Origin of the sequence: Streptomyces ureilyticus, from assembly GCF_011045025.1 — a bacterium.
Taxonomy (GTDB): domain Bacteria; phylum Actinomycetota; class Actinomycetes; order Streptomycetales; family Streptomycetaceae; genus Streptomyces; species Streptomyces ureilyticus.
On record NZ_JAAKZX010000292.1, the window covers coordinates 1 to 9550 of the forward strand.

Annotated in this window: 8 protein-coding genes and 1 riboswitch; of the genes, 7 read left to right on the top strand and 1 reads right to left on the bottom strand. The window is 69.1% G+C overall.

Translation table 11 applies throughout. The features are described 5' to 3' along the window. Nucleotides 1–135: 135 nt before the first annotated feature. The 3 genes from G6048_RS44095 to G6048_RS44105 all read left to right on the top strand — a co-directional run bounded on the left by G6048_RS44095 (nucleotide 136) and on the right by G6048_RS44105 (nucleotide 3479). Nucleotides 136–1617: a serine/threonine-protein kinase gene (locus G6048_RS44095; RefSeq protein ID WP_206342884.1), complete on the top strand. Its 1482-nt coding sequence runs from the start codon at nucleotides 136–138 to the stop codon at nucleotides 1615–1617. A gap of 154 nt (nucleotides 1618–1771) precedes the next feature. Continuing rightward, entirely contained in the window at nucleotides 1772–2419 is a 648-nt protein-coding gene (locus G6048_RS44100) for a SurA N-terminal domain-containing protein (protein WP_165345245.1), read from the top strand. A gap of 73 nt (nucleotides 2420–2492) precedes the next feature. Continuing rightward, complete coding sequence (locus G6048_RS44105; RefSeq protein ID WP_408056232.1) at nucleotides 2493–3479, top strand: nucleoside triphosphate pyrophosphohydrolase; 987 nt, start codon at nucleotides 2493–2495, stop codon at nucleotides 3477–3479. Here the strand turns inward: G6048_RS44105 and G6048_RS44110 are convergent. Next, a complete protein-coding gene (locus G6048_RS44110) occupies nucleotides 3446–4732 on the bottom strand; it encodes a cytochrome P450 family protein (RefSeq protein ID WP_165345247.1) in 1287 nt (428 codons plus the stop codon). The genes G6048_RS44105 and G6048_RS44110 overlap by 34 nt on opposite strands. A gap of 182 nt (nucleotides 4733–4914) precedes the next feature. On the opposite strand from G6048_RS44110, the gene G6048_RS44115 reads away from it, so the two are divergent. The 4 genes from G6048_RS44115 to G6048_RS44130 all read left to right on the top strand — a co-directional run bounded on the left by G6048_RS44115 (nucleotide 4915) and on the right by G6048_RS44130 (nucleotide 9351). Further along, nucleotides 4915–6024, top strand: coding sequence for a transglycosylase family protein (locus G6048_RS44115; RefSeq protein ID WP_328828765.1), 1110 nt, complete (start codon nucleotides 4915–4917; stop codon nucleotides 6022–6024). Nucleotides 6025–6229: 205 nt separating this feature from the next. Further along, nucleotides 6230–6398: riboswitch (cyclic di-AMP (ydaO/yuaA leader) on the top strand. Nucleotides 6399–6402: 4 nt separating this feature from the next. After that, on the top strand, nucleotides 6403–7101 hold the full coding sequence (locus tag G6048_RS44120; protein ID WP_165345248.1) for a LysM peptidoglycan-binding domain-containing protein: 699 nt from the start codon (nucleotides 6403–6405) through the stop codon (nucleotides 7099–7101). 395 nt (nucleotides 7102–7496) lie between these two features. Then, a complete protein-coding gene (gene eno / locus G6048_RS44125; RefSeq protein ID WP_033323157.1) occupies nucleotides 7497–8783 on the top strand; it encodes a phosphopyruvate hydratase in 1287 nt (428 codons plus the stop codon). A gap of 91 nt (nucleotides 8784–8874) precedes the next feature. Continuing rightward, nucleotides 8875–9351 carry an FtsB family cell division protein gene (locus tag G6048_RS44130; RefSeq protein WP_165345249.1) on the top strand — a complete coding sequence of 159 codons (477 nt, stop codon included), beginning with the start codon at nucleotides 8875–8877 and terminating at the stop codon, nucleotides 9349–9351. The last annotated feature ends 199 nt before the right edge of the window (nucleotides 9352–9550 follow it).

Here is a 9550-nt window from a genome sequence, read left to right on the forward strand (position 1 = left end):
GCCCCCGCAGCGCCCCGCGCCCGTCCGGATCGACCAGGTGCGGGCCGAGCTCGACGAGCTCAGTGACTACCTCCGCAAGCACGAGGACGGCAGGTGACGGTGGCGTCGGGACGTGTGATCACCGGACGCTACGAACTGTCCACACTCATCGGCCAGGGCGGCATGGGCCAGGTGTGGACGGCGTACGACCAGCGCCTGGACCGGCGCGTCGCGGTCAAGCTGCTGCGCCCCGACAAGGTCGCGGGCCAGGAGGCCGACGAGCTGCGCCGCCGTTTCGTACGCGAGTGCCGCGTCACCGCCCAGGTCGACCACCCCGGCCTGGTCACGGTGCACGACGCGGGCACCGAGGCCGAGGAACTCTTCCTCGTCATGCAGTACGTCGACGGGACCGACCTCTCCGGCCACCTCGCCGAACACGATCCGTACCCCTGGCAGTGGGCCGTCGCGGTCGCCGCCCAGCTGTGCGCCGTACTGTCCGCGGTGCACGCCGTGCCGATCGTGCACCGCGACCTGAAGCCCCGCAATGTGATGGTCAAGCAGGACGGCACGGTCACTGTCCTCGACCTCGGCGTCGCCTCCGTCATGGACACGGACACGACCCGCCTCACCCACACCGGCTCACCCATCGGCAGCCCCGCCTATATGGCACCCGAGCAGGCGATGGGCGGCGCGGTCGGCCCGTACACCGACCTGTACGCACTGGGCGTGCTGCTGCACGAACTGCTCAGCGGCGATGTGCCGTTCTCCGGCTCCACCGCCCTCGGCGTGCTCCACCGGCACCTCTACGAACCGCCCGTTCCGGTACGCCAACTGCGCCCCGAAGTCCCCGAGCCGCTCGAAGCCCTCGTCCTGCGCCTGCTCTCCAAGGACCCGCAGCACCGCCCGGCCTCCGCGCAGGAGACGTACGAGCAACTGCTCCCGATGCTTCCCGCGCGCGGAATCCCCAGCGGCGGCCCGCTCGACCCGACGCGCCCCTTCCTGCGCCCGCACGCCCCCTGGCCTGACCGGGCCCGCACCCCCGCCGCGCAGCCGCAGGCCACGCCCGCCGTGGACAAGCCCGATGTCGCGGGCGCCGTCGACGAGGTCAAGCGGCTCCTCGGCGAGGGCCGGATCACGCAGGCCGTCGACATCCTCGGCTCGATCCTCCCGGCCGCGGCCGAGCGGCACGGCGAGCACTCGACCGTCGTCCGCACCCTGCGCAAGCAGTACGCGGCCACGCTGATGGACGACGGCCAGTTCCGCCGCGCCCTGCCCGAGCTGCGCCGCCTCGCCGACGAGCGCGCCAAGGAGGCCGGCCAGGCCGACCCCCAGTCCCTGCGTTTCCGCTACGAGGCGGCCCAGTGCCTCGAGCAGCTCGGCGAACCCGCCGCCGCACTCGCCGAGTACCGCTCCCTGCTGCCGTACTACGAGAACCAGTACGTGGCCGGCGACCCCGAGCTCTCCTACGATGTACGCCGCCGCATCGGCCACCTCCTGCTCGCCGTCGGCGACCGGGGCGCCGCCCACGCGACGCTCTCCCGACTGCTCGTCGATGTGGAACGCCTCCAGGGGCCGGCGCAGCCGATGGCCGTGGAGATCCGCCGGACTTTGCAATGGCTGGGCCAAGTGCGCGGTTAGTGGGGCCATAGGGACTGCGCGAGGACTTCGGGGCAGTACGGAACTCCTGGCGAATCGTTGGGTCGAATGGGTGGCCGAGAGCCGGTCCCCTGCCTACCATCGATCACCGCAAGACTTTGTGCACTGCCGCACAAGCTCCCACTGGAGGTCCTCCTTGCACCGCCGCCGTCGCACCGCGCTCCTCCTCGCCGCCACGCTCGCCACCGCGGCGCCCCTCCTCACCGCCTGCGGAGACGAGGCGCATCCCGGTGCCGCGGCCGTCGTCGGCGACGACCGGATCACGGTCTCCCAGCTGGAGAACCGGGTGAAAGAGGTGCGCACCGCGCAGCGGGACGCCATCCCGAATGACGCCCAGTACGAGCAGGCCATCGCCCAGTCCGGCGGCCTCACCCGCGAAATCCTCAACAACATGGTTCTCGACCGGGTACTGCACAGCGCCGCCCAGGACGCGGGCGTGACCGTCTCCCGCAAGGAGGTCACGAAGGTCCGGGGCGAACTCGAGGACCAGCCGGGTGGCGTCGAGCAGTTGGAGAGGGACTGGCTGCAGACGTACGGCATCCCGCCGGAGCGCATCGACGAAAACCTCCGCCTCCAGCTCGAGGCCCAGAAACTCGCCGCCCAGCTGGGCACCGACACCAGCGGGCCCGCGTTCTGGAAGGCCCTGTCCGACGCCTCCAAGAAACTCGACGTCGACCTGAACCCGCGCTACGGCACCTGGGACCCCCAGAAGAACAGCCGCGTTGAGGCCAAGCTGCCGTGGCTGCGCCAGGTCACGCAGGCGGGCAGCCAGGAGACCGCGTAACCACTGGCCGCGTCTTCAGCGTCGCCACCTCTGCGGGCTGACCTTGCTGCTGGCCGACCTTGTTGTCAGTGGCGTGGGTTACGTTCGAGGGGTGAACGCATCCAGCCCCGGGCGCATCGTCCTGCTCACCACCAGCCACCGCGTCGCGCCCGGACTCCTGTCCTGGCCCGCCTGGCAGGCGCTGCACGACGCCGACCGCGTGCTGTGCGCGGACGGCGCCCACCCCCAGCTGCCGTATCTGCGCGAGGCCGGCGTCAAGGTCGACGAGGCCGCCCCGACCGCCGAGGAACTCGTCGACGCCTGCGCCGGCGGCCACACGGTGACCGTGGTCGCCACAGGCGAGGGTGAGCCCCAACTGACCGACGGACTCGCCCGCCTGGCCGGCTCCGGCCGCCTCCAGATGCCCGACCTCGAATTGCTCCCCGCCTCGTACGACCTCCCCGGCGCCCGCCTCCTCGACCTCGTCCAGGTCATGGACCGCATCCGAGCCGAATGCCCCTGGTCGTCCCAGCAGACCCACAAGGGCCTCGCGAAATACGGCATCGAGGAGGCGTACGAACTCGTCGAGGCGATCGAGGAGGGCGACCGCCACGAACTGCGGGAGGAACTGGGCGACGTCCTGCTCCAGGTCGTCTTCCACGCCCGCATAGCGGAGGAAGGCCGCCCGGAAGATGGGGCCGAGCCGTTCTCCATAGACGATGTGGCGGGCACCATCGTCACCAAGCTCATCCACCGCCACCCCCACGTCTTCGGCGACGAAACCGCCACGACCCCGGAAGAGGTCAAGGCCCACTGGCTGCGCACCAAGGCGGTGGAAAAGCAGCGGACATCCGTCACGGAAGGGGTGCCACTGGGCCAACCCGGCCTGGCCCTGGCAGCGAAGCTGGCATCCCGCGTACGCACAGCGGGACTTGAGGTGCCGATACCCCAGGGCGAGGGCGTCGGTTACGAACTCCTGGCGATGGCGGCCCGCGCCGAGGCGGAGGGCGTGGACCCGGAGGCGGCACTACGGGCGGCGGCTCGGGCTTACCGGGACGCGATTCGGGGGGCGGAGGGCTGAGCAGCCGTGAACTCCACGGGGAGGTTGCGTAGCCCGCGCATGATCAGGCCTCCTCGCCAGCGCAGGTCAGCCGGATCGGCGGCCAGCCGGAGATCGGGCAAGCGGTGTAGCAAGGTGCCCAGCGCGGCGCGGCCTTCCAGGCGGGCGAGTGGGGCGCCGAGGCAGTAGTGGATGCCATGCCCGTAGCCGAGGTGCTGGTTGTCCCGGCGGGAGAGGTCGAGTGTGTCCGGCTCGTCGAAACGGGCGGGATCACGGTCGGCGGCGGCGAGGACCACGAGTACGGGATCACCGGAGGCGATTCGTTGTCCGCCGATTTCGAGGGGGTCGGTCGCGTAGCGCCAGGTGGCCAGTTCGACAGGGCCGTCGTAACGGAGCAGCTCTTCGATGCCGGTGTCCAGTAGTTCCTGTTCGCCACGCTCGATCGACTGCTGTAGCTGCGCGCGCTGCTTCGGGTTGCGCAGCAGTGCGTACGTGCCGTTGCCGATGAGGTTGATGGTCGTTTCGAAACCGGCGAAGAGGAGGACGAAGCACATGGCCGCGGCTTCGTTCTCGGTGAGGTGTTCACCATGGTCGGAGGCGCGGATGAGCCCGGAGATGAGGTCTTCACCGGGGTCGGGGGTGTCCGGAAGCGCCTCCCGTTTGCGGTGGATCAGCTCGGCGAGATAGCCACGCATCTTCTTCACCGACCGCGCGACACCGCCTCTCGGCCCGCCGCCGTGCCGGATCATCATCCCCGCCCAGTCCCGGAAATCGTCCTGGTCCTCGCGCGGGACGCCGAGCAGGTCGCAGATCGCGTAGATGGGGAGGGGGAAAGCGAACTCGTGGATGAGGTCGGCGGAGCCCTTGTGTGCGAACTGGTCGATGAGGTGGTCGGTCAATTCCTGGACGCGAGGCGTGAATTCAGCCACGCGACGGGGTGTGAACGCCTTGGAGACGAGCCGACGGAGCCGTGTGTGGTCCGGCGGATCGATGTTGAGCAGATGAGTCATGAGGTTGGCGCTGCGCTCGCCCGGAATGCCCGTCTTGGCCTTGCCGTGGGCGTCCTTGGAATGGTGCACGGGATTCTTGGAAAGCCGCTGGTCGGCCAGGGCCTGCTTGGCGTCCGCGTACCGGGTCACAAGCCACGCCTCGACACCGCTGGGCAGCGTGGTGCGGTGTACGGGCGCATGCTCGCGGAGCCATGCGTAGGCCGGGTAGGGATCGCTGGCGAACTCCCACGTGAAGAGTTCGGGTCGGATATGCGGCGCGTTCACGAGGTGACGGTACCGCCTGGGAACTGACGAACCCCCTGCTCAAAGGTGACGTACCCTCAGGTCCGTGATCTTCACGTGATCTGCGCTACATCTACTGGTGACATGTGATCGGATCCCACTAGGTTCTCGCGAAAGCGCACCTCAGCAGTCTCATTGGTCACACCCAGGTCACCCACTGTCGCGTGAAAGGCAACCGCATGCTCTCCGGGAACGGTCGACACCGTCGCCCCCGTCAGGCGCCCGCTCTCCTCGTGGCGGCGGGGGTGACCGGATCGGCCATCGCGATCCCTCTCTTCGCGGCCAGCGGCGCGAGTGCCGCCAGCGGTGCGACCTGGGACGCGGTCGCGGAGTGCGAGAGTGGCGGCTCGTGGAGCGCCAATGCCGGCAACGGGCAGTACGGCGGGCTCCAGATGACCCAGGAGGAGTGGGAGCAGTACGGCGGCCTCGACTACGCGATGAGCGCCGACCTGGCCAGCCGCTCGCAGCAGATAGCCGTCGCCGAGAAGGTCCTGGCGGACCGGGGTACGGGCCCCTGGGCGACCTGCGGACTCGTCGCGGGCCTGACGCAGAACTCCGACTCGGCCGACGTCGATACGGGTTTGGCGCAGGACTCGCCTACGCCAAGCCCCACTCCGTCCACCGAATCGGAGCCGGGCCTGGACTCGGGATCGAGTTCGGGGGCGGGGGCGGGCACGGGCGCGGACTCGGGCACGGGCTCTGAATCGGAGCAGACACCAAGTGACGGCTCCGTAAAGGGTGATTCATCCGGTAAGGAAGGTGCATCCGATTCATCCGATTCGTCCGCTGAATCGGACTCATCCGGTACGTCCGAGTCGTCCACCGGCACTTCACAGGACTCCGGCAGCGATTCCACCGCCGAATCACCGAGCCCCGACAGCTCGCCAAGCCCACCGGCGGACACGGCGAATGAGGGCGATTCGGATAACTCCGGTCAGAACGCCGACTCTTCGGGCGGCGAGAGTGAGAGCACAAACACAGACGAGGCCACCGGCCGTCATCGCGGCGGCAGTGCCGAAGAGGGCGCCGGGGACTCCCGTGCGGACGACTCCACCGGCCGGCACGCCTCCCGTGGCGACGGCGCTTCGCGCGACGCGACGGACGCCCAGAACGGCTCGTACACCGTCCGCTCCGGCGACAGTCTCTCGGCGATCGCCGACTCCCGTGGCCTCCAAGGCGGATGGGCCGAGTTGTACGCCGCGAACGAGAACACCATCGGCGCCGACCCGGACCTCATCCGCCCCGGTCAGCGCCTTGAACTCGACACAGACTGAGGGGTGTGCAAGGTGCCGAACCGGGCCAAAAGAGGCAACAGTTCGGGCCAGATGTCCGCTTTGGGGAAAGTGAGACATGGATCTCAAAGGCCCTGATCGTCTTTGAAATTCGGCGGATCGCATGTTTACGGTCGTGACCGCTCGCCACAGCGGGCCCCGACGGATGTCACGCCGAATCCTGCCAACGTCCGTACGGGAACAGTCGTCGCGTCAAGCGCCGTAGGCAGGAGCGGGGGACCCAAGGTAAGTGCCGGGCCCGGTCGTCGAGACCGGGTGCGGCTTGGGGTGAAGTCGTGCGGAGCGATCCGTACGGCCGGGCAACTCACCAGGCCCGAACCCGACAGCTCACCTCGTAGGCGTCGGTGAGGGGATCTCTTCATGCTGCTTTCCGGCAAGGGCAAGCACCGTCGTCCGTCCAAGACCACCCGCATAGCCGCGCTCGCCGGTGTCACCGGTGCCGCCATCGCCGCCCCGCTGATGGTGTCCGGCACGGCCTCCGCCGCCACCGCCTCCGAGTGGGACGCCGTCGCCCAGTGCGAGGCGGGCGGCAACTGGTCCATCAACACCGGCAACGGCTACTACGGCGGCCTGCAGTTCTCCGCCTCGACCTGGTCCGGTTACGGCGGCACGAAGTACGCCGCCACCGCCGACCAGGCCACCAAGGCCCAGCAGATCGAGATCGCCGAGAAGGTCCTCGCGGGCCAGGGCAAGGGTGCCTGGCCGGTCTGCGGCAAGGGTCTGTCGAACGCCGCGTACAACGGTGGCGGCGGCTCCTCGGACTCCGGTGCCGCGCAGGAGAACACCCAGCAGTCCCAGCAGCAGAGCGCGCCGGCCCAGGAGGAGCGTGCCTCCCGCTCTGAGGACCGCCCGTCTGCCAAGAAGACCGTCACCACCCCGACCGGCAAGAAGGTCAAGAAGGGCGACGGCGAGTACAAGGTCGTCAAGGGTGACACCCTCAGCGCGATCGCCGCGGAGGAGAACGTCAAGGGCGGCTGGCAGAAGCTGTTCAAGCTGAACGACGACATCGTCGACGACGCGAACGTCATCTACCCGGGCCAGCAGCTGCACCTCAGCTGACACCGAGCCCCGGCTCAGCTGAAGCCCAGCCCCCAGAGCGGCGTCAGCTGAGCGCCGAGCTCAGCCGAAGCCGAGGCCCCGAACTCGGCCGAAGCTGAGCCTCCGGACAGTCCCGACCCGGTGCGTCTTCCCCCGTACGCACCGGGTCGGGACTTTTCTGTCCCCTACTTGTCCCCACTACTTGTCGCTCCCACTTGTTCCGCTGCTTGTTCCGCTGTTTGTCCCGCCCTCGGTTTGTTCCGTTGGGAAACAATTTGCTCTCGGTTCAGTCGATGCGCGGGGCGGACGGCTGGCCGATCGCCCGGAGCCGGTTAGGCTCGTCATCGCGGAGCCGCCGCGGCTTCGCGCTGTGCGGGCCCAGCGGCCCGCGTCACCGCGTCACATCCCAGAAGGAGATGCTCGTGCCGTCCATCGACGTCGTCGTAGCCCGGGAAATCCTGGACTCCCGAGGCAATCCCACGGTCGAGGTCGAGGTCGGCCTCGACGACGGCAGCACGGGTCGTGCCGCCGTTCCGTCCGGCGCCTCCACGGGCGCCTTCGAGGCTGTCGAACTCCGCGACGGAGACGCCAACCGCTACCTCGGCAAGGGTGTCGAGAAAGCGGTTCTCGCCGTCATCGAGCAGCTCGGCCCGGAGCTCGTCGGTTACGACGCCACCGAGCAGCGGCTGATCGACCAGGCCATGATCGACCTGGACGCCACCGACAACAAGGGCTCGCTCGGCGCCAACGCCATCCTCGGCGTCTCCCTCGCCGTCGCGCACGCCGCCTCCGAGGCCAGCGACCTCCCGCTGTTCCGTTACCTGGGCGGGCCGAACGCGCACCTGCTGCCGGTCCCGATGATGAACATCCTGAACGGCGGCTCGCACGCCGACTCGAACGTGGACATCCAGGAGTTCATGATCGCCCCCATCGGCGCGGAGTCCTTCTCCGAGGCGCTGCGCTGGGGCGCCGAGGTCTACCACACCCTCAAGAAGGTGCTGAAGACCAAGGGCCTGTCCACCGGCCTCGGCGACGAGGGCGGCTTCGCCCCGAACCTGGAGTCCAACCGCGCCGCCCTCGACCTCATCATCGAGGCCATCAAGGAGGCCGGCTACCAGCCCGGCGAGCAGGTCGCGCTCGCGCTCGACGTCGCCGCCTCCGAGTTCTACAAGGACGGCGCGTACCTCTTCGAGGGCAAGTCGCGCTCGGCCGCCGAGATGACGGAGTACTACGAGGAGCTCGTCGCCTCGTACCCGCTCGTCTCCATCGAGGACCCGCTGTTCGAGGACGACTGGGCCGGCTGGAAGGTCATCACCGACAAGATCGGCGACAAGGTCCAGATCGTCGGCGACGACCTCTTCGTCACCAACCCGGAGCGCCTCGCCCGCGGTATCGAGGAGGGCTCCGCCAACGCCCTGCTGGTCAAGGTCAACCAGATCGGCTCGCTGACCGAGACCCTGGACGCCGTCGAGATGGCCCAGCGCAACGGCTTCAAGTGCATGATGTCCCACCGCTCCGGCGAGACCGAGGACGTCACCATCGCCGACCTCGCCGTCGCGGTGAACTGCGGCCAGATCAAGACCGGCGCCCCGGCCCGCTCGGACCGCGTCGCCAAGTACAACCAGCTGCTGCGCATCGAGGAGATCCTCGACGACGCGGCGGTGTACGCGGGCCGTTCGGCGTTCCCCCGCTTCAAGGGCTGACCTGCCTGTAGGCGCCTCCTTGCCTACGTCCCCGTACGCGGTCCCGTACCGTGTGCGGGGACGTACGCGTGTGGGTGCAGGGGAGGCATGAATGGCCGCGAAGGACCGGGACCGGTTCTCCACCGCGACCAGGCTGCGGCTGCTCGGCGAGCAGACGGCGGCCCGCGTCTACCGCTCACAGACCAGGCGCCAGGCCCGCCGCTCCCGGCTGACCGGGCGGGCCGCGCTGCTCGCCCTCGTCCTGTGCTCCCTCATCGTCGCCCTCGCGTATCCGACCCGGCAGTACGTCTCCCAGCGCGCCGAGATCGCCGAACTCGAGCAGGAACGGCAGCAGGCCCGTGAGCGCGTCGAGCAACTGCGCGACCTCAAGGCGCGCTGGCAGGACGACGCCTACGCCGAGCAGCGGATCCGCGAGCGCCTGCACTACGTGAAGCCGGGCGAGACCGGCTACATCGTGATCGATCCGAACGCGGCGACCAAGTCGCGTACGACGCAGGGCGCGGCCGCCCGCCCCTGGTACGCCAACGTCTGGGACGCGGTCGACAACGCCGACCGCGCCGACCAGTGAACCGCCGACCGTCGATGAGAAAGACGGTTGTGACTCCGCTCCCCTCCTGAAGGAGGGGGCTTCCAACCCTAGGGTTGCGGTCCAGCCCGAACCGATCCCTTGCGGGACGAAAGGAAAATATCACAACTCAGGGTAGCGATTCCCTCACCAGCTGCAGCTGGTGGTCCGCCCGCTAGGAGACTGATGAACACCCCCCCGC